This window comes from Corallococcus silvisoli (assembly GCF_009909145.1).
GTDB classification, from domain to species: domain Bacteria; phylum Myxococcota; class Myxococcia; order Myxococcales; family Myxococcaceae; genus Corallococcus; species Corallococcus silvisoli.
Window position 1 is genome coordinate 93,650 of the sequence record NZ_JAAAPJ010000019.1, and the last position, 26,650, is coordinate 120,299.

The 26,650-nt window shown below is 71.1% G+C and carries 26 protein-coding genes and 1 pseudogene; 15 read left to right on the top strand and 12 right to left on the bottom strand.

Annotated features, from left to right (window positions below; genetic code table 11):
• The first annotated feature begins 51 nt into the window (after positions 1-51).
• From GTY96_RS31085 to GTY96_RS31110, 6 genes are all read left to right on the top strand, one after another.
• Entirely contained in the window at positions 52-2,427 is a 2,376-nt protein-coding gene (locus GTY96_RS31085) for a hypothetical protein (RefSeq protein WP_161666605.1), read from the top strand.
• Entirely contained in the window at positions 2,424-2,813 is a 390-nt protein-coding gene (locus GTY96_RS31090) for a YHYH domain-containing protein (RefSeq protein WP_161666606.1), read from the top strand. The genes GTY96_RS31085 and GTY96_RS31090 overlap by 4 nt, the downstream gene beginning before the upstream one ends.
• Positions 2,814-2,903: 90 nt before the next feature.
• Positions 2,904-4,526 (top strand): AlkA N-terminal domain-containing protein, encoded by a 1,623-nt coding sequence (locus tag GTY96_RS31095; RefSeq protein WP_161666607.1) that lies wholly within the window; start codon positions 2,904-2,906, stop codon positions 4,524-4,526.
• On the top strand, positions 4,498-5,019 hold the full coding sequence (ogt, locus tag GTY96_RS31100; protein WP_186002036.1) for a methylated-DNA--[protein]-cysteine S-methyltransferase: 522 nt from the start codon (positions 4,498-4,500) through the stop codon (positions 5,017-5,019). Before GTY96_RS31095 ends, ogt begins: the two co-directional genes overlap by 29 nt.
• Positions 5,020-5,050: 31 nt before the next feature.
• The gene (locus GTY96_RS31105) at positions 5,051-5,866 is read left to right on the top strand and encodes an isocitrate lyase/PEP mutase family protein (protein WP_161666608.1); all 816 of its coding nucleotides are present in this window, start codon (positions 5,051-5,053) and stop codon (positions 5,864-5,866) included.
• A gap of 20 nt (positions 5,867-5,886) precedes the next feature.
• Positions 5,887-6,483 carry a class I SAM-dependent methyltransferase gene (locus tag GTY96_RS31110; protein ID WP_161666609.1) on the top strand — a complete coding sequence of 199 codons (597 nt, stop codon included), beginning with the start codon at positions 5,887-5,889 and terminating at the stop codon, positions 6,481-6,483.
• A 12-nt stretch (positions 6,484-6,495) separates the two neighbouring features.
• Here GTY96_RS31110 and GTY96_RS31115 read toward each other — a convergent pair whose 3' ends face one another.
• Complete coding sequence (locus GTY96_RS31115; RefSeq protein WP_161666610.1) at positions 6,496-6,999, bottom strand: DUF1579 domain-containing protein; 504 nt, start codon at positions 6,997-6,999, stop codon at positions 6,496-6,498.
• Between the two features lie 144 nt (positions 7,000-7,143).
• Here GTY96_RS31115 and GTY96_RS31120 point away from each other — a divergent pair, with 144 nt between their 5' ends.
• Positions 7,144-8,193, top strand: a complete 1,050-nt coding sequence (locus tag GTY96_RS31120; RefSeq protein ID WP_161666611.1) for an NAD(P)-dependent alcohol dehydrogenase — start codon at positions 7,144-7,146, stop codon at positions 8,191-8,193.
• A gap of 56 nt (positions 8,194-8,249) precedes the next feature.
• Here the strand turns inward: GTY96_RS31120 and GTY96_RS31125 are convergent, their stop codons facing one another.
• Complete coding sequence (locus GTY96_RS31125) at positions 8,250-8,822, bottom strand: TMEM165/GDT1 family protein (RefSeq protein ID WP_143904897.1); 573 nt, start codon at positions 8,820-8,822, stop codon at positions 8,250-8,252.
• A gap of 360 nt (positions 8,823-9,182) precedes the next feature.
• Between GTY96_RS31125 and GTY96_RS31130 the strand changes: the two genes are divergently transcribed.
• Positions 9,183-9,437, top strand: coding sequence for a ribbon-helix-helix domain-containing protein (locus GTY96_RS31130; RefSeq protein ID WP_143904896.1), 255 nt, complete (start codon positions 9,183-9,185; stop codon positions 9,435-9,437).
• A gap of 161 nt (positions 9,438-9,598) precedes the next feature.
• The gene (locus GTY96_RS31135) at positions 9,599-10,072 is read left to right on the top strand and encodes a hypothetical protein (protein ID WP_143904895.1); all 474 of its coding nucleotides are present in this window, start codon (positions 9,599-9,601) and stop codon (positions 10,070-10,072) included.
• A 12-nt stretch (positions 10,073-10,084) separates the two neighbouring features.
• On the opposite strand, the gene GTY96_RS31140 is transcribed toward GTY96_RS31135, so the two are convergent.
• Positions 10,085-11,161: a lysylphosphatidylglycerol synthase transmembrane domain-containing protein gene (locus GTY96_RS31140; RefSeq protein ID WP_143904894.1), complete on the bottom strand. Its 1,077-nt coding sequence runs from the start codon at positions 11,159-11,161 to the stop codon at positions 10,085-10,087.
• A gap of 156 nt (positions 11,162-11,317) precedes the next feature.
• A complete protein-coding gene (locus GTY96_RS31145) occupies positions 11,318-11,521 on the bottom strand; it encodes a DNA gyrase inhibitor YacG (protein WP_143904893.1) in 204 nt (67 codons plus the stop codon).
• Between the two features lie 69 nt (positions 11,522-11,590).
• Between GTY96_RS31145 and GTY96_RS31150 the strand changes: the two genes are divergently transcribed.
• Together GTY96_RS31150 and GTY96_RS31155 are read left to right on the top strand one after the other, a co-directional pair.
• Positions 11,591-12,574 (top strand): magnesium transporter, encoded by a 984-nt coding sequence (locus GTY96_RS31150; protein WP_161666612.1) that lies wholly within the window; start codon positions 11,591-11,593, stop codon positions 12,572-12,574.
• A gap of 35 nt (positions 12,575-12,609) precedes the next feature.
• Positions 12,610-13,599, top strand: a complete 990-nt coding sequence (locus GTY96_RS31155) for an NAD(P)H-quinone oxidoreductase (RefSeq protein ID WP_161666613.1) — start codon at positions 12,610-12,612, stop codon at positions 13,597-13,599.
• A gap of 4 nt (positions 13,600-13,603) precedes the next feature.
• Here GTY96_RS31155 and GTY96_RS31160 read toward each other — a convergent pair whose 3' ends face one another.
• Positions 13,604-14,035, bottom strand: a complete 432-nt coding sequence (locus GTY96_RS31160; protein ID WP_161666614.1) for an MmcQ/YjbR family DNA-binding protein — start codon at positions 14,033-14,035, stop codon at positions 13,604-13,606.
• Between the two features lie 87 nt (positions 14,036-14,122).
• Here GTY96_RS31160 and GTY96_RS31165 point away from each other — a divergent pair, with 87 nt between their 5' ends.
• Positions 14,123-15,160 carry an agmatinase family protein gene (locus GTY96_RS31165; RefSeq protein WP_161666615.1) on the top strand — a complete coding sequence of 346 codons (1,038 nt, stop codon included), beginning with the start codon at positions 14,123-14,125 and terminating at the stop codon, positions 15,158-15,160.
• Positions 15,161-15,163: 3 nt separating this feature from the next.
• Here the strand turns inward: GTY96_RS31165 and GTY96_RS31170 are convergent, their stop codons facing one another.
• Complete coding sequence (locus GTY96_RS31170; protein WP_143904888.1) at positions 15,164-16,171, bottom strand: ATP-binding response regulator; 1,008 nt, start codon at positions 16,169-16,171, stop codon at positions 15,164-15,166.
• A gap of 256 nt (positions 16,172-16,427) precedes the next feature.
• Between GTY96_RS31170 and GTY96_RS31175 the strand changes: the two genes are divergently transcribed.
• Both GTY96_RS31175 and GTY96_RS38435 read left to right on the top strand, forming a co-directional pair.
• Positions 16,428-17,768 (top strand): trypsin-like peptidase domain-containing protein, encoded by a 1,341-nt coding sequence (locus GTY96_RS31175; RefSeq protein ID WP_143904887.1) that lies wholly within the window; start codon positions 16,428-16,430, stop codon positions 17,766-17,768.
• Between the two features lie 53 nt (positions 17,769-17,821).
• On the top strand, positions 17,822-19,987 hold the full coding sequence (locus GTY96_RS38435; RefSeq protein WP_161666616.1) for a protein kinase domain-containing protein: 2,166 nt from the start codon (positions 17,822-17,824) through the stop codon (positions 19,985-19,987).
• A 44-nt stretch (positions 19,988-20,031) separates the two neighbouring features.
• Here the strand turns inward: GTY96_RS38435 and GTY96_RS31185 are convergent, their stop codons facing one another.
• A complete protein-coding gene (locus tag GTY96_RS31185) occupies positions 20,032-20,679 on the bottom strand; it encodes an SEL1-like repeat protein (protein WP_161666617.1) in 648 nt (215 codons plus the stop codon).
• 209 nt (positions 20,680-20,888) lie between these two features.
• Here GTY96_RS31185 and GTY96_RS31190 point away from each other — a divergent pair.
• A pseudogene (locus GTY96_RS31190) lies at positions 20,889-21,083 on the top strand (LysR family transcriptional regulator); the annotation flags it as partial.
• Positions 21,084-21,113: 30 nt separating this feature from the next.
• On the opposite strand, the gene GTY96_RS31195 reads toward GTY96_RS31190, so the two are convergent.
• The 5 genes from GTY96_RS31195 to GTY96_RS31215 all read right to left on the bottom strand — a co-directional run bounded on the left by GTY96_RS31195 (position 21,114) and on the right by GTY96_RS31215 (position 26,464).
• Entirely contained in the window at positions 21,114-21,686 is a 573-nt protein-coding gene (locus tag GTY96_RS31195) for a tRNA-uridine aminocarboxypropyltransferase (RefSeq protein WP_143905113.1), read from the bottom strand.
• A gap of 35 nt (positions 21,687-21,721) precedes the next feature.
• Complete coding sequence (locus GTY96_RS31200) at positions 21,722-22,963, bottom strand: hypothetical protein (RefSeq protein ID WP_143904882.1); 1,242 nt, start codon at positions 22,961-22,963, stop codon at positions 21,722-21,724.
• A gap of 146 nt (positions 22,964-23,109) precedes the next feature.
• Positions 23,110-23,586: a tenascin-X gene (locus GTY96_RS31205; RefSeq protein ID WP_161666618.1), complete on the bottom strand. Its 477-nt coding sequence runs from the start codon at positions 23,584-23,586 to the stop codon at positions 23,110-23,112.
• Between the two features lie 124 nt (positions 23,587-23,710).
• On the bottom strand, positions 23,711-24,922 hold the full coding sequence (locus GTY96_RS31210) for a proprotein convertase P-domain-containing protein (RefSeq protein WP_161666619.1): 1,212 nt from the start codon (positions 24,920-24,922) through the stop codon (positions 23,711-23,713).
• Positions 24,923-24,964: 42 nt separating this feature from the next.
• The gene (locus GTY96_RS31215; RefSeq protein ID WP_143904879.1) at positions 24,965-26,464 is read right to left on the bottom strand and encodes a methyl-accepting chemotaxis protein; all 1,500 of its coding nucleotides are present in this window, start codon (positions 26,462-26,464) and stop codon (positions 24,965-24,967) included.
• Positions 26,465-26,650 lie beyond the last annotated feature (186 nt).

The following is a 26,650-nucleotide window of genomic DNA, read 5'->3' on the forward strand; positions in this document are numbered from 1 at the left end:
ATCCTCCCCGTCCGGGCGCGCATCGCCACCGCTCCGGGGGGAGTCCGCACGATGCTGGAGGATGGAATCGAACAGAAGGCCCGGGACGCCGCGGTGCGCTGGGCGCGCTGGCGGCTGGGGCCCGCTGGCTTCGCGGACCTGCTCACCCGGGTGGATACCTCGGTGCTCCGCTATGGGCGCCTCGTCACCCGCTACGCCATCCGCACCGGGACCTGGGCGGAGGAGCCCTCCTCGGGCGGCGCGAACACGAGCCGGCAGGCTCACGCCGGGGCTCCGCCCCAGCTCGAATCCCTGGACCTGTGGAGCGCGTCCCCGGAGGCGCTGGCGGAGCAGTCGTCGCACCTCGCGGAATGTCGTGGCTGCCAGGGCGCGGGACAGGTGACCTGCCCCACCTGCGGCGGGTCCCTTCGCGCGAGCTGCTCCGGCTGCGGCGGTTCGGGGCGGCGGATGAGCCGGGCTCGCAAGAGCTACCGGATGGTCAACTGCTCCGACTGCCGGGGCAATGGCACCAAGAAGTGCGTTCGTTGCTCCAAGGGGCTCGTGGGTTGCCGCCCCTGCCGGGGTTCGGGAACCCTTCGCCGGTGGTTGAAGGTCACGACCGTCCAGCGCACCCAGGTCCGCGCGTGGCCGGATGCGAAGGCCCTCTCCGCGCACAAGGGCCTGCTCGAGGATTCGAACCGGGCCCTCCAATGGCAGGACGCGCGAACCCTGGCCTCCGTCGAACACCCGGGCCCCCTGCCCGACTCCATGCCTGGCGAGGAGGCCCGTTCGGCGGGGTTCCCCACCGCCCGGTCATCGCTGGAGCCGGAGCTTGAACCACTGCGCGGGCGCATCCTCTCCCAGACCTTGGATGTCTTCGAGGCCCCTTCCGCCACTGTCTGTTTTGAGTTCGCGGGCAGGACGGGCTTCGTCCACATGCTGGGGCGGAAGCTCCAGCCCACCGCGGCCCGCGACACAGCGCCCTTCCACCGGCGCTTCTGGGCCCTGCTGGGCATGGCCATCGCCGGCTTCTTCGCGATGCCCTTCCTGGGCGCCGCGTTCACGGAGCGCCACGCCTTCTACCAGGAGCCCTCCCGGAGCGCCCTCGCGATGCTCGCGATCCTGGGGCTCTGGCCCGGCACCTGGTGGTGGACCGCGACGTGGCTGCGCCGACGCCGCGTCGGCGGCGCGAAGTCCCCGGCCCGATGGCACGACTGGATCGGCAGCGGCCTGACGGGGAGCTGCGCGCTCGTGCTCACGGGTTGCTTCCTGTTCATCCGTCCTTCGGTGTCGGAGCTGGCCCGACTGACGGCCGCGGGAAAACTCCGCGAGGCGGAGCCGCACGCGGACCTGCTGGAGTCCAGCGGTGAGGCCAGTCCGGCCTTTGTCGAGGCTCGGAACGCGTTCGTGCTGGCACGACTCCAGGGCATGGAGAACCGCGCCGCCATCGCGTTGATCCAGCGCTACGCGGACGCCCATCACGGAACCGAACCCCTGGAGGCCGAACGCCAGAGACTGCGCGAGGCCTGGACGCTCTCCGCGTTGGCGCGAGGCGAGGAGGGTCCGGTGGAAGCGGAGCTGCACGCCCTTTCGGAGGAGCGGGCCCCAGCCGCGCTCGTGGACCGTCTTCGCGCGAAGCTCGAGGACGTCCGCATCGCGAAGGGCAAGGCGGCGCTGGAGAAGGGCGAGGCAGCGCAGGCAGTCCAATTCCTGACGCGCATCCAGGCTCCCGCGCTCGCCTCCGAACGGCCCGAACCCCTCCTCGCTCGGGCGTATCTGCTTCAGGAAGGGAGCTGTCCTGCCCGCGATCTTCGCTGCCGGGCCACCGCGCTCCAGCATGCCGTGGCCATCGACCCGGGCGAGCAGGCCCGGACGGCCCTCGCGTCCTTCCGCACGGCGGAGCTCTCCCGGCTGTCCCGGGCCGCGAAGGTGTCGGCGGGGGTTGGCCCCGCGCTGCGGGAGCTTCAAGGCGCGAACCAGGATGCCAGCCTGCTGCTCTCCGTCCTCGAAAACGACGCGGAGCTGAGCGCCGCGCGAGCCCTCCTGCTGGACCGGCGGCAGGAGCTGCTGCGCGACCGCTTTCCGCTCAACGAGCCCGTGGAGGTCGCCCAGGCGCTGCTCGGTCCTTCCGGATGGGTGTTGCAGCGCCCGGACCTGCTTCGTGTCATGGACCCTCCCTCCGGCGCGATCGCGTACCTGTTCATCGGGCAGGGCATGACGCGAGGGCTCTACGTCACCTCCCCGGAGCATGGGAGTCAGGGGCTGTCGACGGCGGCCCTGCAACAGGCGGTGAAGCGCTTCACCGGACAGGAGTTCTCCGCGAAGGACCTCGTGCGCGTGGGCAAGGGCGTGGCCCATGTCCCTGCGCGCGTGGGCCGCCACCCGGCCTTGTTGGGCTGGCACGACACGACGCTGGTCGAAGCACAGATTGGACGGGTGGAACCATGAGGCTCGACAAGAAGACATGGCTCGGAATGACTGTCATCACCGGGCTGGTCTGCTCCCACTTCGCCTGGGCGCATCCGGGACGGACCAACAGCTCCGGCTGTCACAATGAAAGACGCACGGGCGGATATCATTGCCATGGCGGTGGTGGTTGGAGCGCACCCGCGGCCGCGGCCGCGCCCGCGCCCACGCGGATCCAGGTCATCGCCATCCCGCGCGCTCGGGTGTGGATCAACGGCACGTTCGTCGGCATGTCCCCGACGCCCGTGGTCCGGGTCGAGGGCACGAAGAAGGTCCAGGTGCTGCTGGAGCACGCCGCGCTGGGCCGCCACGAGACGACCACGACCCTGGATGCGGGGGAGACGACCCTCCTGACGGTGAGGTGGTAGGCGGGCCGCCGCCAGTCCGGCCACACAGGGGAGAACGTCCACGTCCGAAAACGGCCAGACATCCGGGCCCCGCCGTGGGACGTTTCTCCCATGAACGGCCTGGACCCCGCCGCTTGCTACCGTGCGCTGACCACGCGGGACGCCCGCTTCGACGGGCGCTTCTTCACCGCCGTGAAGACGACGCGCATCTACTGCCGCCCCATCTGCCCGGCCCGCCCCCCGCGCTTCGAGAACTGCACGTTCTTCCCCACCGCCGCCGCCGCGCAGGAGGCCGGCTTCCGCCCGTGCCTCCGGTGCCGGCCGGAGACCTCGCCCACCCTGGCCCCGTGGCGCGGCACCTCCGCCACCGTCTCCCGCGCCATGGCCCTCATCGCGGACGGGCTGCTCGATGCCGATGACGCGAGCGTGGAAGTGCTCGCCGCCCGGCTCGGCGTCGGCGGTCGTCAATTGCGGCGGCTCTTCCAGCAACACCTGGGCGCCTCGCCCCTCGCCGTGGCCCAGACACGCCGCGTCCTCTTCGCCCGCCAGCTCATCCACGAGTCCTCCCTGTCCATGGGAGAGGTCGCCCTCGCGTCCGGCTTCGGGAGCGTCCGGCGCTTCAACGCCGTCTTCCAATCCCTCTACGGCCGCCCACCCGGCGCCCTCCGCCGTACCCGCGCCGCTCCCGCGACCTCCTCCGTCCCCACGGTGACGCTCCTCATCCCCTACCGGCCGCCCTATGACTGGGAGGCCTTGATGGCCCACCTGGGCGCCCGCTCGCTCACCGGCATGGAGCACGTCGAATCCGGGCGCTACCTGCGCGCCTTCTCCAATGCCTGGGGCCAGGGTGCCGTGGAGGTCTCCCCCGCTCCGGGGCTCGACGCACTGAGCGCCACCCTGCGCGTCAGCGACGTGAGGATGCTGCCCTCCGTCGTCGCCCAGGTCCGGCGCGTCTTCGACGTGGGCGCGGATGTGGAGGCCATCCATTCGCACCTGTCGACGGATGCCCTGCTCGCTCCCCTCGTGACCGCCCGCCCCGGGCTTCGCGCGCCCGGGGGCTGGGATGGCTTCGAGCTCGCGGTCCGCGCCATCCTGGGTCAGCAGGTGACCGTCTCCGCCGCCCGGGGACTGGGGCAGCGGCTCCTCGCCGTCCACGGCGAGCCCCTGGGCCTGGAGCTCACCGGCGATGCTCGGCTCCAGCGCGCGTTCCCCAGGCCGCAGGCGCTCGCCACGGCGGACCTCACCGGACTGGGCATGCCAGCCGCCCGGGCCCGCACGCTCTCCCACCTCGCCGCGGCGGCCGCGGCGGATCCCGCCCTCTTCCAACCCGGCCCCTCGCTCGCGGACACCGTCGCGCGCTTCACGCGCCTGCCTGGAATCGGCGAATGGACCGCCCAGTACATCGCCCTTCGCGCCGTCCGGGAGACGGATGCCTTCCCGGCCTCCGACGTCGCCCTGCTGCGCGCCGCGACGGAGGCCGACGGCCCACGCCCCACGCCGGAAGCCCTCCTCCAGCGCGCTGAAGCATGGAGCCCGTGGCGAGCCTACGCCGCCCAGCACCTCTGGACCGCGGATGCGACCCGTGCGCGGACGACGGCCGCGCCCCTCGCCAACGCCAGCCAGCGAAAGCGGTCCCCTGCCACTCCCGCGCCGGCCTCGGACTCCACCCGGCCCGTCGCGCCCGCCCCCGCCAAACGAGACGCCCATGCCCGCACGCCTGCGCTTCTTCATTGATTCCACCCCAACACCCGCCGGCGTGGCGCTCCTCGTCTGCGATGAGGAAGGCCGCCTGCGCGCGCTGGACTGGGAGGGCTACGAGGCCCGCATGCAGCGGCTCCTGCGCCTGCACTACGGCGAGAACGGCTGCGTCCTCGAGACCGCGCGAGACCCTGCCGGCCGCACCTCCGCGCTCCAGGCCTATCTGCGCGGAGAGCTGTCCGCCATCGAGGCCCTTCCCGTGGAGACCGCGGGCACGCCGTTCCAGCGCGAGGTCTGGCGTGCCCTCCGGGACATCCCCGCTGGCACCACCACCACCTACGCCCAGCTCGCGGAGCGCATCGGCCGTCCCAAGGCCGTGCGCGCCGTGGGCGCGGCCAATGGCGCCAACCCCGTGAGCATCGTCGTCCCGTGTCACCGCGTCGTCGGTGCCAATGCCTCACTCACCGGCTATGCCGGTGGGCTGGAACGCAAGCGCTGGCTGCTCGAGCATGAGCGGACCCACGCTTGAATCCCTCTCACCCCTTCCGGAGTCTCCTCGCATGACGACCCGTCCCGAAGCCGCCAGCACCTTCCGCGCGCTGCACCAGGGCCCCGACCTGCTCCTGCTTCCGAACGCCTGGGATGCGGGCAGTGCTCGCCTCTTTGAAAGCCTGGGCGCCCGCGCCATCGCCACCACCAGCGCCGGCGTCGCCTGGGCCCTGGGCCACCCCGATGGGAACGCGCTGCCCGTGGAGGCATTGGTCGCGACGGTGCGCGCCATCGCCAGCGTCATCCGCATCCCCCTCACCGTGGATGCGGAGGGCGGCTACTCCGACGACCCGGCCACCGTCGGAGAGAACGTGGCCCGCCTCCTGGCGGAGGGGGCCGTGGGCTGCAACCTGGAGGATGGCAACGGCTCTCCTGAACAGCTCGCGGCGAAGATTGAACGCGTGAAGCAGGCCGGCGCGCGCCTGGGCGTCGACGTCTTCGTCAACGCGCGCACGGACGTCTACCTGCGCAAGCTCGTGCCCCCCGAGCGCCGCGTGGAAGAGACCCTGGCCCGCGCCGCCCGCTATCAGCAGGCCGGCGCGGACAGCCTCTTCGTCCCCGGCGCCACGAGCGCGGCCGACCTCCAGGCCATCACCCGGGGAACGCCGCTGCCGGTGAATGTCCTCGCGCATCCGGACCTGCCCAGCGCGCCGGAGCTTCAACGGCTGGGAGTTCGGCGGCTCAGCGCGGGCTCGGCCATCGCGGAATCGCTCTGGGGGCGAGCCGGGGCGCTCGCCGCCACCTTCCTCCGCGAGGGCCACTCCGCGCCCCTCTTCGAAGCCGCCGCCAGCTATCCATCCCTCAACGGGCTGATGACCCGGCGTTGAGCCGCGACGCCGGAGGCACCGTGTCCCACGACGACCGTCAGCGCTGGAATGAGCGCTACCAGCAGCGGGCACCCGCGCCGCGCGAGCCCTCCGCGTTCCTCCGCTCGCTCGAGGACCGGCTGCCGCGCACGGGCCGGGCGCTCGACCTGGCCGGAGGCCCGGGGCATGACGCGTGCTGGCTCGCGAAGCGCGGGCTGGACGTGACCCTGGCGGAGATCTCCGACGTGGCGCTGACCCAGGCGGAGGGGCTCGCGCGCGAGGCGGGAGTGGCCCTCGCGCTCCTGCGCCTGGACCTGGAGGTGGAGCCGCTGCCTCCCGGTCCGTTCGACCTCGTCGTGTGCCTGAACTACCTCTGGCGGCCCCTGTTCGCCTCGCTGCCCCAGGTGCTCGCGCCGGGCGGGCTGTTCGTCTTCGCCCAGCCCACCCGGAGCAACCTGCGGAAGCACCCGCATCCGTCCGCCCGCTTCCTCCTGGAGGACGGCGAGCTGCCCACGCTGCTCCAGGGCCTCCAATCCCTCTCCATCACCGAGGACTGGGCGGAGGACTCCGGACGACACGAAGCGCGGGTGCTCGCCCGTCGCCCCAGCAAAGACAGACATGGCGGCGCGCGGCCGTAGTGCCGCCCCCTGTCAGCTCCGGCGGCGGTACTGGATCTCGATGGCCTTCTGCGCATCCTCCCCGGGCTGGATGTTGAAGTGCGTGATGAGCAGGGAGTCGGGACCGCGCACCTCGATGTCCGTGCGCCAGCCCCAGCGGGGCGACTGCTCCCCCGTGAAGTAGCTGCCGAGCACGGAGAACCGGTCGCTCACCCCGGGAGTGCCTACCGAGTTCAAGATGTCCGTACCCACGTGGAAGGTGTCGACCCACACCATGGTGAAGTGCCCACCGTCCAGGTGGTAGCCCAGCGTCGCCATCCCAGCCAGCGGCTTGCCGCCCATCGCCGACGTGTACTCGTGCACCACGAAGCGGCCGTCGAGCACGCCGCGAATGGTGCCTGTGATGGGCGACTCATCGGCCACCGTGTCGGGCTCGAACCACGTGCGCGCGACGCCCTCCCACGCTCCGACCAACTGGGAGAGGAAGTGATGAGGGCCACCGGCGGACTGGGATTGCTGGAGACGTTCCTGGCTCATGGGCGCGGAGTCTCCTGAATTCCGCCGCCGCGGGTCCACCCCCGTGATTTCCCCCGGCGACGGCAGGGCCCGTTCATTAGATTGACGCCCCGCTTCCGGACCACCCCGGAGGCCGCCTGCCTCGATTCCTTCCAGGAGCCCGCCGTGCCCACCACCCCCGCCTATGCCGCTCCCAGCGCCCGCGCCGCGCTCGGTCCCTTCACCGTGGAGCGCCGCGAGCCACGCCCCCACGACGTGCTCATCGACATCCTCTACTGCGGCGTGTGCCACTCCGACATCCACCAGGCCCGCGACGAGTGGGGCGGCGCCACCTTCCCCATGGTGCCGGGCCACGAAATCGTCGGGAAGGTGTCCAGGGTGGGCAGCGCCGTCACCACCTTCAAGGCGGGCGACACCGTGGGCGTGGGCTGCTTCGTGGACTCCTGCCGCGAGTGTCCTCAGTGCCTGCAAGGCGAGGAGCAGTACTGCGACCAGGGCATGGTGGACACCTACAACAGCCACGACCGCGACGGTCAGCCCACCTACGGCGGCTACTCCACCCGCATCACCGTGGACTCGAAGTACGTGCTGCGCATCCCGGAGGGAATCCCCCTGGAGCGCGCCGCGCCGCTGCTCTGCGCGGGCATCACCACGTACTCACCCCTGCGGCGCTTCGGCCTCAAGGCGGGAGACGCGCTGGCCGTCGTGGGCCTGGGCGGCCTGGGCCACATGGCCGTGAAGCTGGGCAAGGCGCTGGGCGCGGAGGTGACGGTGCTGAGCACCTCGCCGTCCAAGCGCGAGGGCGCCCTGGCGCTAGGCGCGACGCACTTCGCCGCCACGTCGGACAAGGCGACGTTCAAGACCCTGGCGAACAAGTTCGACTTCGTGCTCGACACCGTCTCCGCGCCGCACGACTACAACGCCTACCTGCGCCTGCTGAAGACGGACGGCACGATGATCCTCGTCGGCGCCCCGGAGGCCCCCACCCCCGTGGCGGCGTTCTCGCTCATCGGCCGGCGGCGCAGGCTGGTCGGCTCGCTCATCGGCGGCATCCGCGAGACGCAGGAGATGCTCGACTTCTGCGCGAAGCATCAGGTCGCGTCCGACGTGGAGGTCATCCCCATCCAACACATCAACGACGCCTACGAGCGCATGCTCAAGGGCGACGTGCGCTACCGCTTCGTCGTGGACACGGCGAGCCTGAACGCGAAGTAGCTAAGCCCGCGCGAAGCCCCGGCACCGCCTGCGCGCGCCGGGGCCTTCGCGTGCGCTCAGCCGCGCCAGGCCGTCCAGAGCGACGCGACGCCGAAGAGGAAGAAGAGCGCGGCGGTCCCCCAGCGCATGTACTTCATGTTCACCTTCCCCGACAGCCGGTCGCCCAGGAAGACGGCCAGGCCGTCCGACACCATCATTCCCGCGGTGGTGCCCAGCGTCACCAGCACGGGGGCCTGATAGCGCGCGGCGACGGCCATGGTGGCCAGCTGCGTCTTGTCCCCCATCTCCGCGACGAAGAAGAGCGCCACCGTGGTGAGGAAGGGGCCGAAGCGCGGAGGCTTGTCGGCGTCCTCGTCCAGCGTGTCGGGCTTGAGCGTCCACAGGCCGAAGCCCAGGAACAGCGCGCCCAAAATCAGCGCCATCACCCGCGCGGGCACGTGGGTGGACACCCACGTGCCCACCGAGGACGCCAGCGCGTGATTGGCCACCGTGGCCACGAAGATGCCGCCCAGCACGACCCACGGCTTGCGGAACTTCGACGCCAGCGAGAACGCCAGCAGCTGCGTCTTGTCACCCATCTCGCTGGCGGCGACGAGGACGAATGAACCGGCGATTGCTTCCCACGACATGAAGGCACCCCTTCCCAGTTCCTGGCGCGGGGGGTCGTGAGGAAGCGCTTCAGGGAGGAGCGCGCACGACGGACCTCGGCCAGGGAGCGTTGAATCCCTGTCCGAAGGTCTCGTTCGCCTCGCACTCCAGCGAGGTGGGGGCCCGGGCTGTCACCAGCCAGTGTGTCGAGCGCCCCTCCGCCCCTGGTCCCGGGCGGGAACTACTCCCCTTACGTGAGGAGGCCAGTAGCAGCGCCCCTGGTGTGAGTCAACCGGCCACGCCGGGTGTCCCTTTTTTTGACGACACGAGAGCCTGCCCCCCTAATGCCCGGGTCAGGTCGGTAGCGGCCTGTAGCAGCAGATTTCCTGGAGGAAGCCCCGATGCAGGATGGAAGCGCCAGCCCACTGAGCCCCGACGCTCCGTCGTCCCCCTCCGTGGTGGAACCCGGTGAGGTCCGCAGCCCCGAGGCCGACATCGTCTCCACCCACGTCCTCGTCCCCGAGGAGCAGGTGCACAAGCTGCGCGAGCTGGCGCGGCGCACCCGCATCCATCAGAGCGAGTACCTGCGCGAGGCCGTGGAGGACCTGCTGTCCAAGTACGGCCGCATGCCCGCCAAGACGGAAGGCGAGTCGTGAGCGGCCCCCTGCCCCGCCTCCGTGTCCGCTCCCTGCGGGAGCGGCTGCGGCGCTGGTTGGAGCAGGAGCTGTAGACCCCCGCACGCGGGCTCCAGGGCCTCCCTGGAGCCGCCCGGGTGGAACACGCTAGGGTCGGCGCATCCTCTTCCAGGAGCCCGGCCATGAAGCGTCCCTCCCCGCTGCCCCTGGTCCTCGCGCTCGCCGCCACCGGCTGCGCGGCCCCCGGCTTCGACAAGCTCTACCCCGGCATGACCGCCGCCCAGGTGGCGGACGCCATGGGCAAGGGGCCGGCGCGGGCGCAGGAGTTCCAGGACGGTTCGTCGGCCTGGTACTTCGACGAGGACCACTGCGTGCTGATGCGCGACCAGGTGCTCGTGGCCAAGTCCACCACCGAGACGCGCACCGCCGTGCGCACGCCCGTGGGCACGCTCGAGGACCAGGACAAGGCCTGGTGCGGCCCGCCGGGCACCGACGCCCAGGGCCGCCGCGAGCAGACCGTGCAGACGCCCTTCGGAACGTTCAAGGGCACCGTGGACCCGGCCGCCGTCACCGAGCAGGTGAAGAACACGCTGCGCGGCCAGCAGGGCGCCCCGGTGGCCACGGACGGCGGGCAGGCCACGCAGCCCACCCCGTAGCGCGGCGGGCTCTCAGGCCACGGACGAGCGGGTGACGGCGCCGTCGTCGCCGTCCTTCTTCATGTTGCCGGCCAGCTCACGGAAGGACATGTGGCTGACGGACAGCAGGATGAGGCCGAAGCCGATCTGCTGCACCGTCTGGCACAGCCACAGCACGTTGGCGTAGGCGAGGCCGTGGGCGTTCACCAGCGCGGCGGGCAGGAACAGCCCCAGGCCCACCTTGGTGGCGGCCTGGAAGGTGCCCATCATCCCGGGCGCGGCCGGAATCATCACGCCCACCACCAGCACGCACATCACGATGTACGACTGGAACAAGGACAGGCGCATGGGCTCGCAGGCGACGCCCGGCGCGGCGCCGGAGCAGTCGAAGGCGCGCGCGAGCAGCGCCATGCCCAGGCCGTTCACCGCCCAGTAGCCAATCGTGTAGAGGAAGAAGAGGGCGATGTGGCGGCGGTCGGGGAGCTGGCGCATGGCCCCCACGAAGGTGTCCACCACGTCCGCCACCTTGTCGGCGATGCCGGGCGAGAAGCGGCCCACGGTGGCGCGCACCAGCCGCACGGTGCGCTCCTGGTGCCACAACCCCAGCAGCAGGAACACGAGCCCGCCGCCGAACACGGCGAACATCAACCACGAGCCCAGCTTCACGTACCGGACCTCGGGGGTCTCCACCGGGACGAAGAAGAGCAGCGCGCGGAACAGCGCCGCGACGAAGAGGCCGTCCACGATGCGCTCCAGCACCACGGACGTCATGGCCGCGCTGCGGCGGATGGAGCTGCGCTGCGCGATGAGGAAGGGCCGCGCGAACTCTCCCAGGCGGAACGGCAGCACCAGCAGCATCATGAAGCCGATGCCGGACGCTTCATTCAGCTTGCGGAACGGGACGCGCTCCAGCCCCGACAGCAGCGCGCCCCACCGCAGCGCGCGGAAGACGTGGATGACGGTCAGGCACGCGAAGTACGGGAGGATCCACGCGTAGTTGGCCGCCTTGAGGCTGGCGATCTGCGTGGACACATCCGTGTCCCGGAAGGCCCACCACATGAAGGCAACAGTGACGAGCAGGCTGGCGATGAGGTTGACGGCGCGTTTCACGGCACGCGGGTATAGCGTCACTCTCCCTGCGACTCCAGCGGTACGCCTGCCTCCCGCCCTCCGGGGCGGACGGGCGTGAGCCCCGCGGCGGCGCGTCCCCCTGCCCCGTCATTCAAACAGGCAGGGAATATTTCAATGGCAGGCAGCAGCACTGCCTCAGGCGTCGTGCCTGCGTGTGTCGCCGTCGGAGGGCAGCTCGTCCTCCTGCTGTTCGGCCTGACGGTCGGGCACGCGATACTCCTCGCCCAGCCAGCGGCCCAGGTCCACGGCGCGGCAGCGGCGGGAGCAGAAGGGTTGGGAGGTGTTTTCCGGGCGCGGAGGCACGGGCTTCTGACAGATGGGACACGGCGCGAGTGGCATGGTGGATGGAGTCCTAGATAAGCCTTGACGCTCCGGCGGGCCAGGACGTTTCGTGCCCCGGGCGCGCAGATGCCTCCCGAGACCGCTCACACGCTCTTGCAGGGCGACCGGCTGTCCCGGGACTTCACCGCCGTGGGCGTGGAGGACACGGTCGCCCAGGCGCTGGAGAAGCTGCGCGCCCACCCCGGCACGGGCGAGGTCTTCTACTGCTACGCGTGCGACCCCGAGGGCCGGCTGGTGGGCGTGGTGCCCATCCGCAAGCTGATCCGCGCGGGCCCCGAGGAGCGCATCGCGTCGCTGATGTTCACCCGGGTGGTGAAGCTGCCGGTGGACGCGTCCGACGCGGTGGTGGAGGACTTCTTCGTCACCTACCGCTTCCTGGCGTTCCCGGTGGTGGACGCGGACGGGCGCATCGTGGGCGTGGTGGAGATGAACGCGTTCGTGGACGCGTTCTCCGACACGCTCTTCGACGAGGTGGAGGGCCGGGTCCGGGACGAGGTCTACCGCTTCGTCGGCCTGCCCCAGGGGGAGCTGAAGGAGACGCGGCCCACGCGGCTGGCGCTGAAGCGCTTCCCGTGGCTGCTCGTGAACATCGCGGGTGGGTTCCTGGCGGCCACGACGACGCGGCTGTTCGAGCACACGGTGGCCCATCTGGTGGTGGTGAGCGCCTTCATCCCCATGGTGCTGGTGCTGTCGGAGAGCCTGGGCGTGCAGACGACGGCGGTGGCGGCGTCGATGGTGACGCACGGAGAGGTGGACCTGAAGGTCGTGGCCAGGGAGGTGCTGGCCGCGAGCCTGGCCGGGCTGATGGCGGCGGCGGTGGTGGCGCTGCTGGGGCGCCTCTATTCGCCGGGGTTCGCGTTCCCCCTGGCGCTGTTCGGGGCGGTGGCGGTGTCCGCCACGCTGGCGTCGTGCCTGGGCGGGGTGCTGCCCTTCCTCTTCAAGCGGCTGAAGGTGGATCCGCATCTGGCGTCGGCGCCGCTGGTCCTGGCGGTGTCCGACAACGTGTCGTTGCTGGCGTACTTCGGACTGGTGACGAAGCTGTTGTTGTGAGCGGCGGTGGGTCTCTTCACGGTGGGAGCAGGGTCATGAAGGTCGTGCGCATCACGAAGCCGGGCGGTCCAGAGGTCCTCGCGTTCGAGGAGCGGGCCGCTCCCGTCCCCGGTCCCCATGACCTCCAGGTGCGCGTGCGGGCGAGCGCGCTGAACCGGGCGGACCTGCTCCAGGTGCGGGGCGCCTATCCCCCGCCGCCCGACGTGCCCCAGGACGTTCCGGGCCTGGAGTACGCGGGCGAGGTGGTGGCGGTGGGCCCGCGCGCGCGGAAGTTCCAGGTGGGCGACAGGGTGATGGGATTGGTGGGCGGGGGCGCGTGGAGCGAGGTGATCACCACGCACGAGCGCGAGGCCTTGCGCATGCCGGACGGCCTGGACTTCGCGGACGCGGCGGCGCTGCCGGAGGCGTACCTCACGGCGTACGACGCGCTGGTGCTCCAAGCGGACCTGCGGCCCGGGGAGACGGTGCTGGTGCACGCGGTGGCGAGCGGCGTGGGCTCCGCGGCGGCGCTGCTGTGCCGGGCCATGGGTGCGCGCGTGGTGGGCACGGGGCGCAACGCACCGAAGCTGGCGCGGGCGTCCGAATGGGGCGTGGGCCGGACGGTGCTCTGCGAGGCCAGCCCGCCCGTGTTCGCGGACGCGGTGCTCGGCGCGACGGAGGGCCGGGGCGCGGACGTGTGCCTCGATTTGGTGGGCGGCCACTACCTGCCGGAGTCCCTGAAGGCGATGGCGCAGCGGGGCCGGCTGATGCAGGTGGGCTCGGTGGCGGGGAGCCGGACGGAGCTGGACCTGGGGCTGGTGATGCGCAAGCGGCTCACCCTGAGGGGGACGGTGCTCCGCAGCCGGCCGGCGGAGGAGAAGATGTTGCTCACGCAGGTGGCGGAGCGGCAGCTGCTGCCGCTGTTCAACAGCGGCGCGCTGCGGGCCGTGGTGGACGCCGTCCTGCCCATGGCGGACATCCGCTCCGGGCTGGAGCGGATGGCGGGCAACAGCACCGTGGGCAAGCTCGTGTTGCGCTGGGACTGAGCCGCTACACGCGCTTCTTGCGGGGCGCCGCCTTCTTCGCCGCCGCCCCCGGAGCCTCCAGGGCCTTGAGCACCTTGGGTGACGCGCACCGGCGCCAGGCCTCCTTGAGCAGGGATTGCAGCAGCGGCCGCCCCACGGTGGTGAGCTGGACGATGACCATGGGCCAGTCTTGATAGTGCGGCGTCACGCGGAAGATGTCGGGCTGGGTTCGCAGCAGCGCCTCGCGGTGATCGAAGTCCACCTTGATGACGATGGAGTCCTCATCCAACACGCGCGCGAAGAGCGTGTCGCTCACCCGGAACCCGGGCGTGCCGTAGGACGGACGCTCCTCCGTCGCGGGCAGCGCCAGCGCCAGCTCGCGTACGTCGTCCACCGTGAGCCGGCTCCCGCGCTTCGCGGGCTTCGGCTTCGCCACCGTCTTCTTCCGGGCCGCCATCCGTGCCTCCCTGCCCCCTTGCTACCTCGCGGCCCGGCGGCACGGAAGCCATTGCGCATGGGATGCGGAACCGTATCCTGCGCCGCCATGGCTACCCCCTTCGACCCCGCCGCCGCCGCGCAGCCGGACTCCGGCATCTTCGGTCTGCCCCACTCGCCCGACGAGGCGCACGTCGTCGTCATCCCCGTCCCCTTCGAGGCCACCACCAGCTACGGCGGCGGCACGTCCCAGGGCCCCGCCGCCCTGCTGGAGGCCAGCAAGCAGGTGGACCTCTTCGACGTGGAGACCGGCCGTCCCTACGAGCGCGGCATCGCCATGCTGGAGGTCCCCGCCGAGCTGCACGACTGGAACGCCCGCGCCAAGGAGCGCGCCCAGGTCGTCATCGAGGCCGGTGGCATCGAGTCCGGCGCCCCCGAGCTGCTCGCCGCCGCGAAGGACGTCAATGCCTTCAGCGAGAAGCTCAACGAGCACGTCTACCGCACCGCGAAGCACTGGCTGGACCAGGGCAAGCGCGTGGCCGCCGTGGGCGGAGACCACGCCATCTCCTTCGGCATCATCCAGGCCCACGCGGAGAAGTACCCCGGCATGGGCGTGCTCCACCTGGACGCGCACGCCGACCTGCGCGTCGCCTACGAGGGCTTCACCTGGTCGCACGCGTCCATCTTCTACAACGTCGCCGAGCGCATCCCCGGCGTGAAGACGCTGGTCCAGGTCGGCCTGCGCGACATGAGCGAGAACGAGCACCGCTACATCGAGGAGTCGAACGGCCGCATCCACGCGTTCTTCGACGCCGTCCTCCAGCAGAACCGCTTCGACGGCCTGCCCTGGAACCAGCAGGTGAAGCAGATCGTCGACAAGCTGCCGCAGCAGGTCTACCTGTCCTTCGACATCGACGGCCTGGACCCGGTGCTGTGCCCGAACACCGGCACCCCCGTCCCCGGCGGCCTGTCCTTCCCGGAGGCCACCGCGCTCGTCGCGGGCGTGGTGCGCTCGGGCCGCACCATCGTCGGCTTCGACCTGACGGAGGTGGCCCCCGACCCCGAGGGCGGCGAGTGGGACGCCAACGTGGGCGCCCGCCTGCTCTACAAGATGATCGGCTGGATGCTGAAGTCGCAGAAGGCCTGAGCGTCAGGCCACGCGCGGCAGCGACACGCTGAAGGTCGCGCCCCGGCCGGGCTCCGACTCGGCCGACAGCGCTCCGCCATGCAGCTTCGCCAGCTCCGACGCCACATAGAGCCCCAGCGCGTCCCCTCGCGCGGGGCCGTCCGGGAAGGGCTGGAACAGCCGGAGCAGCTCCGCGGGGGGGATGCCCGGCCCGGGGTCGCTCACCCGCACCAGCACCTGCTCCGGGGAGGCCCGCAGCTCCACGCGCACCCCGCCCTTCCTCGCCGCGTTCGACAGGAGCACGTCGAACACCTGTCCCAAACGCTCGGGATCGAACCGCAGGTCCACCGACTCCGGGGGGACCTCCACCTCCACCGGGACGCCGGGCCCCGTCGTGCGGCAGCGCGCCACCGACGCCTCCAGGTGCGAGCGCAGGTCGCCCTCCACGGGCCGCAGCGTCACGCTGCCCGCGCTCAGCCGGGCCGCGTCCTGGAGATAGCGCCCCAGCCGCTCCAGCGATTGGAGGTGCGCGCCCAGCGCGTCCACCGCGCCCTGGCTGGCCGGCGACAGCGACTGGAGCACCCTCAGCTGTTCGCGCGCGGCCTCCAGCGGCCCCTGGAGCGAGCGCGCCACCCACTGGCCCAGGGCCTCCACCGGCGTCGCGGGCTCCGGATCCACGGCGGGGACCTTCTCCAGCGCGTCGCGGACCAGCGTCTCGAAGTCGGTGATTTCAAAGGGCTTGTTGAGGAACGCGGACGCGTCCGGCGACCCCTGCTGGAGGACGGCGCTCAACAGGATGATGGGCACGTCCCGCAGCCCGGGCTCCTGCCTCAGCCGGCGGCACAGCTCCATGCCGCTCATGCGCGGCATCATGTGGTCCGTCACCACCAGCCGGGGCCGGCGGGCCCGGGCGAGCATCAGCGCCTCCTCGCCATCCCGCGCGCGCACCACGTCGTGCCCCAGGTCCTCCACCACCTGGCTCAGCACCTCCAACACGGCCGGTTCGTCATCCGCGACCAGGACGAGACTCATGCGCCACCCCTTCCTCGGCCCCCGCGGGCTTCAAGCAACACGCCGCGCCAGAACGCCGCGGCGCCGTCCTGTGTCCCCAGACCGCAATCAGGCAGGCTCCAGGACGTGGTGCCTGGAACGCGTTCGATCCCGGTCGCGGCTTCTGGTCTATGAAGACCCGGACGCCGCTTCCAGACATCCCGGGAATGGCTGGGGCCTTCCCGACATTCAGAGTGTCTTCCGGGAGACAATTCCCGGCGGCGTATGGAGGAAGGGCATGAGGGCAGGACACATCCGGTGGGGGCTCGTGCTGGTGGGGCTCGTGCTGGCGCTCCCCGCGCACGCGGATCGCTCCCGGCGGCGCAGCGACGTGGTGGAGGTGGTGGAGAAGGTCTCCCCGGCGGTCGTCTACATCGGCACCGAACAGGAGGTGGAGTCGCGCTTCCGGGGCCGCTCCCGCTCACCGCTGGAGGAGTTCTTCGGCCAGGGCATGGCGCAGCCGGAGACGCGCCAGCGCATCCAGGGGCTGGGCAGCGGGGCCATCATCGACCCGTCCGGCATCATCGTCACCAACGACCACGTCATCCGGGGCGCGTCCGCCATCCACGTGGTGCTCGCGGACGGGCGCACCTTCGACGCGGAGGTGGTGGGCAGCGACGCCAACAACGACCTCGCGGTCCTCAAGGTCAACGCGAAGGATCCGCTGCCCACCGCGAAGCTGGGCACCAGCTCCGACCTGATGATTGGCGAGACGGTGGTGGCGATTGGCAGCCCGTTCGGCCTGAGCAAGACGGTGACGGCGGGCGTGGTGTCCGCCACCGGCCGCACCTTCCGGGCGGACGACCGCGTCTACAACGACTTCCTCCAGACGGACGCGGCCATCAACCCGGGCAACTCCGGCGGGCCGCTGCTCAACGTGGACGGGGAGATCATCGGCATCAACACCGCCATCTACGCGAACGGCCAGGGCATCGGCTTCGCCATCCCCGCGGACAAGGTGCGGCGCATCGTGGAGGAGCTCACGCGCTTCGGGAAGGTGCGTCCCGCGTGGGTGGGCATGGACACGGCGGACCTGCCCGCGCAGGTCGCCGCGCGCCTCGGGTGGGACCGCACGTACGGCGTCGTCGTGACCCGCGTGGAGCCAGACAGCCCCGCCGCGCAGGCCGGGGTGCAACGCGGGGACGTGGTCGCGGAGCTGGGCGGTTCGCGCATCCAGGACGCGGAGGACTTCGACTCGCGCGTGCGTGGCTATCCGGCGCGCTCGGTCTTCCCCCTGGTGCTCTTCCGAGCAGGTTCAAGCCGCACGGTGCAGGTCACGCCCATCGAATTTCCTGCTCGCCTGCTTGAAACGCTGGCGTGGGAGAAGCTGGGACTGCGCGTGAAGGAGAGCAAGGGCGGGATGGCGATCGCCGCGGTGCGAGCGGGCTCCGCCGCGTCGGAGATTGGCCTGGAGCCGGGGGACCTGATGCTGCGGATGAACAACCAGCCGGTGCCCACGGGTGACACCTTCCGTGAAGCCCTGCTGACGGCGCGACGGGGACGTAGCGTGCTGTTGCTCGTGCGGCGCGGGCGTTACGGCTACCACCTGACGTTGCCTTTCGAAGGGCAGCGGCTGTAGTCGCCTCCCGGGGATTCCAGGATCGGCGGGAAGGGCACTAGCATGCCGTTCCCATGAGTTCGCCTCGCTACCAGTCACTCGGACCCCTCCTCGCCGGAGAGGGCTCGCGTGCCTTCCTCGGACTGGCGCTGGAGGATGGCGCCACGCCCCGCCCCGTGGTGCTCATCTGGGCACCGCCTGAGATTGCCCAGAGCCCGGAGCTGGTGGCGCGCCTGGAGCGCGAGACGAACCGCGCCATCGTCTTCGAGCACCCGAACATCCTGCGCGTCCACGGCCTGGAGAAGCTGGACGGCGGGCTGGCGCGCGTCACCGAGTTCGCGGATGGCGAGCCGCTGCGCCGCGTGCTGGAGGCGCACCCGCGCATGTCGCCCGCGTTCGCGGCGCTGGTGGTGGCGGACGCGGCGATGGGCCTGCACTACGCGCACGTGGCGGGCAACGACGACGGTTCGCCCCTGGTGCACGGAGACATCCGCCCCGAGACGCTGATGGTGTCCTTCAGCGGCTTCACGAAGGTGACGGGCTACGGGGCGCTCTCCGTGGCGCCCCGCGAGCGCGGTGGCAAGCGGGTGAAGAACCGGCGCGCGTACACGTCCCCGGAGCAGCTGCTGGGCGGGCGCGAGGCCGTCAACGTGCAGTCGGACGTGTTCCTGCTGGGGCTCACGCTGCACGAGTGCCTGACGGGGAAGATGCCGTTCAAGGAGTCGGCGGATCCGGACAAGGCGGTGCTCAACCGCGCCCTCCCGCCGATGCCGTCCGACGTGCCGCTCAAGCTGGATGCCGTCGTGCGCCGCGCGACGACCAAGCGCGCCCTGGAGCGCTACCCGTCCGCGCTCGCGTTCCGCGAGGCCGTGGTGGATGCCCTGGGCAAGCTGCCGACGCACGAGTCCTTCGCGGAGCATCTGGCGAAGCTGTTCCCGCCGGAGAGCGATGCGCGGGCGGCACGGCGCAAGACGATTGAGCTGGGCATCGCGGATGCGCTGGCGAAGGCCGGGATGCCCCCGCCGCAGATCGCGGAGATCATCGCCCAGGGCGCGGGGCTCGCGGAGCCCGTGAAGAGCCGGGTGCCGGAGATTTCGACGGCTGGGGCGGCGCCCACGCAGGCGGCGAGCCCGCAGGCTCCGGCGTCCGTGACGGCGGCTGGCTCCGCGCAGGCGGCAGGCTCCGCGCAGGCGGCGGCTTCGAGCGCGCAGGCAGCGGGCTCGGCGCGGACGGCGCAGAGCGCCCAGGTTTCGGGCGCGGCACAGGCGGCGGCTCCGGGCACGCAGGCTTCGGGCTCCGCGCAGGCGGCGACCTCGGGCACGCAGGGCTCGGGCTCCGCGCGGGCGGCGGCTCCGGGCTCGCAGGTTTCGGGCTCCGCGCAGGCCGCTCCGAGTGCCCAGGCTTCGGGCGCGGCACAGGCGGCTCCGGGCTCGCAAGGCTCGGGCTCCGCGCAGGCCGCTCCGAGTGCCCAGCCTTCGGGCTCCACGGGCACTCAGGGCACGGGGTCCACGAGCGCTCCGTCCGCCACCGCTTCCGCGGACGCGCGGCCCGCGGGTCCCATCTTCGGCGGGGCCGCGAGCCCCACCCCGCAGGTGGCGGAGAAGAAGCCCTCCCGTTCCTGGGTGCCCTTCGTGGTGGGCGGCTTCGCGCTGACGCTCGGGGCGGGCGCGGTGGTCATCCAGCGCCAGCTCCAGGGCACCATGACCGTGGAGACGCTGGACGCGGGCGTGCCCGCGGTCGTGGCGGCGCCCTTCGACGCGGGCGTCGAGGACGCGGGCATCCTCGCGGATGCGGGCGTGGACGCGGGCCCGGTGATGGGCATGCTGGACCTGACCGTGGATCCCCGCGTGGAGGTCACGCTCAACGGCGCGCTGCTGGGCCGCACGCCGCTGTCCGCGCCGCTGCCGCCGGGCCGGCACCTGCTCACCTTCACCAACGGCACGCTGGGCATCTCCGTGTCGCGCACGGTGACGGTGGCTCCCGTGGGCCGCTCCGCCTTCCAGTTCTTCCTCAACAAGGCCTTCGTCAACGTACGCGGCCCCGCCGGCGCGAACGTCTCCATCGACGGGAAGCCCGTGGGCGTCGTCCCGGTCGAGGAACTGGACGTCTACGAGGGCTATCACCGGCTGAACGTCACCGTGGGCCCGTCGCACTGGCAGAAGACCTTCACCATCGAGCCCGGCCAGCGCGTCAACTTCGACGTGGACTTCCAAGCCCCTCCTGAGAGCGCGGAAGAATAGCTCTCAGTGGAGGCGGCGCCCGCGGCTCGCCCCGGTCGCCGCCCTCACTTCGGGAGCGGTTCCCGCACTTGCTCCAGCTCGAGGGTATCGATCTGGGCCAGCAGGCTCCGCGCGGCCTGACACGCGGGGTCCTCCAGCCCATACTTGCAGGAGCGCCCCAGCACATCGCGCGCCTTCTTCATGTCTCGCGGCATGAGCTTGCCCTGCACGAGGTTGAGGCCGTGGATGGAGCATCCCCACGGGTCTCCCTGTGCGCACGTCTTCTCGAAGGTCCTCGCGGCACAGGACAGCACCTTGTCGTCGGATTCTTGCTCAACCTGGAGCCCCGCGGCCCGGTTCGAACAGCCCGAACTCACCCCCAGCGCACAGGAGCGGTAGAAGAGCGGCTCCGCCCACTTCGCGGTGGCGGCGTCGTTCTGAAGGGCCAGGGCGAGGGCGTAGCAAGCCGTGGCATCCGACTCGAAACACTGCCTCGCGCACTTGGAGAGCCGCGCGTCGCAGTAGGTCGTGAAGTCCTTGAGCTTCGCCTGTCGCGCGGAAACAACATCCGCGGGGCACCCCTCGCGCTCGGCGACGCTCGCGCGGGTCCGCACGAAGTCGACCGCATGCGCGCGGTCCTCCTCTGGCGTCAAGGGACGCTGGCAAGCGCCGACTAACACCAGCATCGCCGTGAGGGACACCCATCGAAACATGACTCGCCCACCCGTTCAGTCCGTACGCCCCCTCTCCCTAGCTGAACTTCGGTAGCTGCGTCACGCGAGTCGAAGCCACCCCTGCGCAGGGGGGGCGTCAGGTCACTTCGTTTCGTCAACGACGCGCATCTGCAATCGGACTCGACACCCGCGGTAGCGTTGTGGGCCTCCGCGACGACGGACGCGGTCATCGAAGGCGGGGCACGGCAGGGACCGGGCTCACGTACGCATTCGAACCCATGGTGCAGGAGCAACTGCGCACCGGACGGCTGAAGGTGGTGCTCGAGGCCTATGCACCCTCCGTTCCCGGATTCTTCCTCTACTTCCCCAGTCGTGCGCAGCGCTCCGGGCCGCTGCGCCTCTTCGTCGAGGCGGCTCGCGAGCTCGCGATCAAGTCCGTGTGACGGAGTCACGAACCCAGCTGGCGCGATGCCTCAATCCAGCGTCCCGCACTCGGCGATCCGCTGAACCCGGAGCGCGGCCAGCCGCTCCAGTGGGGCCGCCGCCTCGGGCCCCTCCAGCATCGACACCGCGCGGGCGACCGCATCCAGGGTGGACATCCCCGCCGGGTGCGAGGGGTCTCTCAGCCGGAGCATTCCAGGCTCGGGCGCGGGCAACACCAGACGGGGGAGCCCCCGAAGCAAGGGGAGCCGCTGGGTCATCCTGCGGGCCTGTGACCAGCTCGCATCCAGCACCACCAGCTGCCTCGGCGCGGGAGCGTCTGGCGGCGCGAGGGGCCCGTCCGGGTAGAGCAGCCAGGTGCCCGCCTCCGACAACCGCGCGGTGTCGAGGAACTCCACCGGGGAGCCGTAGGTGAGCAGCTGGACGTTCGTGAGGGTCAGCGCGGCCAGCCGCCCGGTGTTGCTCTTCTTCCCGCCCTCCATCACGTGCTGGAGGAGGAGGAACCGGGTCCGCGTCTCCACCCGGGGGATCTCGGCACACAGGCACAGGTGCACCGGGAGGTTGCACTGCTGACAGCGGGGGCGGCGGTAGACGCGGTGAGACATCTCCATCGCTTGTAACCCAAAGGCGCGGTGGACGGTCACTTCGCCGGAGCAGGCTCCGGGGCCTTCACCGTGACGACCGAGACCTTCCCCTTGTCCTGCTGAAGGGTGTGCGTGCTGCCGATCGCGAAGCGCTGGAACTCCTCCAGGGTCTCCGGCGTGTACGCGACTGGCGGATGGCCTTCGCCCTGGAAGGCCACGGTGTACTTCGCGCCGCGTGAGTTGCGTTCCTTCTCACCCTTGGGCAACGCCCTGGCGGGGCGAAGCTCCGCGTCCGAGGGCCAGCGTGTCTCCAGCGTGGTGCCGCTCGCCTTCACGGTCCTCTCGAAGGTCCAGTTCCACTCCTTCCACGCGTACCACTGCGCGTCGCGCGACACGGTCCGGTAGCGAGGCTCCTGCCGCGAGAGCCGCACGTCGACGTAACGCGGCTCCTTGCGCGTCTTCGTCACCGAGCAATAGCGGGTGGTGCAGCGCCTCCCGCCGCCGGTACACGTGGTCTTGCACGTGGCGAAGCCGTTCCGGTTGCTCGTGCAGTTCTCCTTGCACGTCTCGGGCGTGGTGGAGCAGTCCTCGCCGCAGGCTTCCTTCTCCCGGTAGGTCTCGGTGGTGTACCCGGACTGACGCTGCTCCGTGTAATAGACGGTCTCGTAGCCGTCTGGCACCTGGTCGTCGTGGTGGTGGCGCCGGCCCTGGGCTCGCACCTGGAGGGCGCCCTCCGGCCGGTCCTCGGCGAAGCCCTCGTGGTCGACCAGGTGGTAGCGCTCCACGGTCACGGTGTGCTCCCAGGCGACCTCCTTCACCTGGAGCGCCCGCGTCCACTCCGGCCCGGCCGGGACAACCTGCTCGGAGATCGCCGCAGCGGACGGCGCAGGGGCGTTCCAGGCGCCGATCCCGAAGGGACAGCAACACCCGAAGAACACCACGACCAGCAGCGCGTAACCGCACCCGCGCCGGAACGACGATTGCGTCTTCTGCCCCGCGGCCGGAGCCGGAGAGGCGCCCTCGCTCGCCGGCGCTGCGGCACCGCAGTTCCGGCAGCTGCCGTCGAAGGCCCGCTGGTCGCTGTCGCAGTAGGCGCAGCGCCAGTTCGGTCCAGCGGTGGCCATTCGCAGGAGCGCCGCGTCGGTCACGGTCACGGCGGAGGCCGTGTCCTCCGGCATCTCGTACTGCTCGCTGCCGTCCTTCGCGTTCTTGCAGAACTGGCACACCGTATGGCGACCGAGGTTGCGGTGGGTGCAGTTCGTGCACCGCCAGAACATCTCAATCTGCCGCTCCGACATCCGTGTTCCCCCTCTGGAACAGGCACTGACTGCCGAGCCCTATACCATGTTCCACCCGCGCCGCCCGGATGCGGAGACTCCGGGCGGCGTCCGTCGTGGAGCGGGGACCGTCACACGCAGGGGCGCGGCGGCCCCGAGCGCTTGGACTACGGGTTCTGCGGCTCCTGCGGGCCAGGGAGGCAGTCCGCCGTGCACCAGCCCACCTCGTGGAAGTCGCAGAGGCCGTCACCGCACGTCTGGCTCCCGCAGTCCGCCAGGCAGGTGGCCACCGTCTCGCCGCCATTGCAGATGCCGTCGCCGCACCAGGTGGAGGGGCCACAATCCGACGGGCACGTGGCGTGGGTCTCACCGTTGTTGCACCAGCCGTCCCCACAATAGGCAAGCGGGGTGCAGTCTTCGGCGCAGGTGTCGATGGACTCTCCATGGGCGGCGTCACAGAAGCCGTCACCACAGATGAAGGCACACGGCAGACAATTGAACGGGCCCACGCCCCCACACGGACATTCGGTCCCGAGCGCGGCCTCATCCCGCGCCAGCGCGGCGGAGTCCACGTCCATGTTGCCGCACGCGGCGAACAGCCCCAATGACAACCCAGCCAACATCACCACCAGACGCACTTTCACGGGAGACTCCTGGTTGGAGAGACCCATTGTGATAGCACAGCCTGTTTAAGCAGTTAAACCACCCCACCCGCCCTACCACGCCCAGGCTGAAACCCAGGCGTGGCGGGCCATCGTGCGTCCCCGCTCAGTCGTAGCGGCTGGTCAGCTTCAGCGTCCACTCGCGAAGCCGGCCATTGCCCACGCCGGACGGGTTGACCACGTGCAGCTTCCACAGGCCGTTGATGGTGCCGTCGCGAGGAATGCCTCGCGTCACCGGGATGCGCTTGGGCGGCGTGCCTTCGTTCGGCCCGTCCCACAGCAGCGCCGTCTCACCGCCTGGATCCTCCAGCGTCAGCACCAGCTTGGACGGGTTGTTGTGCACCAGGTCCAGCTCCACGGTGATGTCCTCCGGCACCGTCGCCTGCCCCACCACCGACTGCCACGACGACTGCGGCGTCGTGTTGCCATGCAACGCCAGGTCCGAGTACGCCGTGAACTCACCCGACATCCACGCCGGCCGGCACCAGCCCTCCGTCGCGCCCGACGCCAGTCCGTGGCACGTCAGCCCCGCCTGACACGGCACGAACAGCGAGCACGCCGCGCTGTCCCCCGGCAGGCTCGCCGTCGTCACACAGCGGCCGTACGGGCTGGAGGCGTCGCCCGGGATGCCCTCGCACGCGAGCCCTGACTGGCAGGTCGTCGCGCCCGTGCACGGGTCCCCCTCCGCCCCCTGCCGCGTCGCCGTCTTGAGGTTCTGGAGCGACGTGCCATCCACGCCCGGCAGCCGCCCCAGCTTCAGGATGTGGAGGAACGGCCGCGCCGCCACCACCGCGTTCGCCGCCACAGCCGACAGGCCGTAGGTCGTCTGCAACGCCCCCACCGACTGCGCGTTCACCACCGCCAGCGCCCGGCGTGCCTCGGCCACGTTGAACGGCACCCCCTGGAACGTCCCCACCGCCCCGTCCACCGGCAGCTCCACCCGGCCCGTGCCCCGCGCGTACATCTCCAGCAAGGAGAGCGCCACCGGCCCCACCTGGTTCAGCGCGGCCACCTGCTCGATGGAGACGAACCGCCGGTCGTCCCCCGTGTGCAGCACGCCGTCCGGGCCCTCGCGCCAGTCGATGATGCTCTGCGCCGCCTGCGAGTTCAGCGGCACCTGCGTGTCCAGCACGGAGAACGTCGTGGACGGATCATTGAGGAACGACACCACGCCGTTGCCGGCGGGCGTGCCCGTGGCCAGCTCCTGCCCCTGGGCGGCCAGCGCGGGCACGGCGTTGTCCGACACCGCGGCGGCGCCGCAGCTCAGGAGGAATGGAATCGAGGAAAACGACAGAAAACGACGGAGTCTGGAGGTCATGCCCTCCATGTACTCCATGGCGCGCTCCCTGTCGGCGACCGGTCAGGTCCTGTCCTGATAGAGGGCGATGACGCCGTGCACCTGATCCGTGACGTGCTGGAGGCTGTCGGCCGCGGCGTGGGTGGCCTCCACCCGCGCGACCGACGCCTGCATCAGCTCCGTCAGGTCCGACACGGCGTTGAAGATCTGCGACACGCCCGCGGACTGCTGGCTCACCGACGCCGAGATCTGGCGCACGGCGTCCGCGTTGCCCTGCACCAGCCCGGACAGCATGCGCAGCCGGTCTCCGGAGGCGCGGATGGTCTCGATGCTCCGCCCCATGCGCTCGCCGCCCTGACGGGTGAGGTCCACCACGCCCTGGATGCGCGAGCGCGTATCATCCAGCACGGCGCGCACCTGCTGCGTCGCCGTCACGGACTGGGACGCGAGCCCCCGGATCTCCCGCGCCACCACCGCGAAGCCTCGCCCCGCCTCCCCCACCCGGGCCGCCTCGATGGCGGCGTTGATGGCGAGCACGTTGGACTGGTCCGCCAGGTCCTGCACCGTCCGGGTGATGCCGGCGATCCGCTCCGTGTACGCCGCGAGCGCCTGGACGCGCTCGGAGAGGTCCGTCGCCTGCGCACGCAGGTCCGCCAGTCCCTCCACGCTCCGGCCCATGGCCTCCTCCACCGCCGCGCCCACGTCCCCGGCCTCCTCCGTGCTCCTCAGCACCTTCGTCGCCTGCGCGGAGGCCAGCAGCGACGTCTGGCGGATCTCCTCCGCCGTCACGCGCGTCTCCTCCAGCGCCCGCGCCTGCCGGGCCAGCTCGTGGCGCTGCTCACCCGTGGACTCCGACAGCGTCCGCATGGAGTCGCGCAGCGCATCCGCGGACCCCACCAGCGGCCGGACCACCCGCTCCTCCACCGCCTGCCGCGACAGCTCCAGCTGCGCCTCCCGCTCCGACGCCGAGCGGAGATCCCGCTGGCCCTGGACACAGGAGACAATGAGGAAGAAGTCCTCGAAGGCCACCCACGCCAGGTGCTCCATCCACCGCCAGGACTCCCGCGCGTGCATGCCGAAGATGGACTCCGGCCAGAAGGCGCCTCGCAGGAAGAGGTCCGCCCCCACCACGCCGCTGAAGGTCAGCAGCACCCTCCAATCCCGGTAGATGGCGAGCAGCGCCAGCGAACCGAAGATGTGGAAATGCGTCTCGATGCGTCCCCCCGTCAGGTGGACGAGCAGGCCGGACATCATCGCCTGCCCCACCGCGATGATGTGCCGCGTGGACTCACGTCCGGGGCGCGCCAGCGCGAGCACCACCGGCGGCCCGCCGAAGAGGAGCCCCAGCCCCACCGCCACCTCGACGTGGAAGTGGACCGCGCTCTCCAATCCCTCCCAGGCCCGAGGAGACACGGTGAGCGCCGCGATGATGCCCGCCAGCCATTGCAACACCATCAGGACCACGAAGGTCCGGTCCGTGCGCCGGCCCAATGTCAGACACTGCTCCTCGAAGAGCTGGCGCGACCGCGCGGACACATCGGCTTCGGACAGTTGGATTCTCATCGCGGGGTTTCACCGGAGGAACGCGGGGGCGCCGTCAGCGCACGACCCAGGACGGGGACGGAGGACGCCGGGGCCGAAGCCCACGGCGCATGGATGGCCCGGGCCGCCCACGACAACCCCGTCGGCGCGAGCCCTCCACCGCTCGACCACGGCAGGGCCCTGCGCCGGAGCGCGATGTGTTTCAGA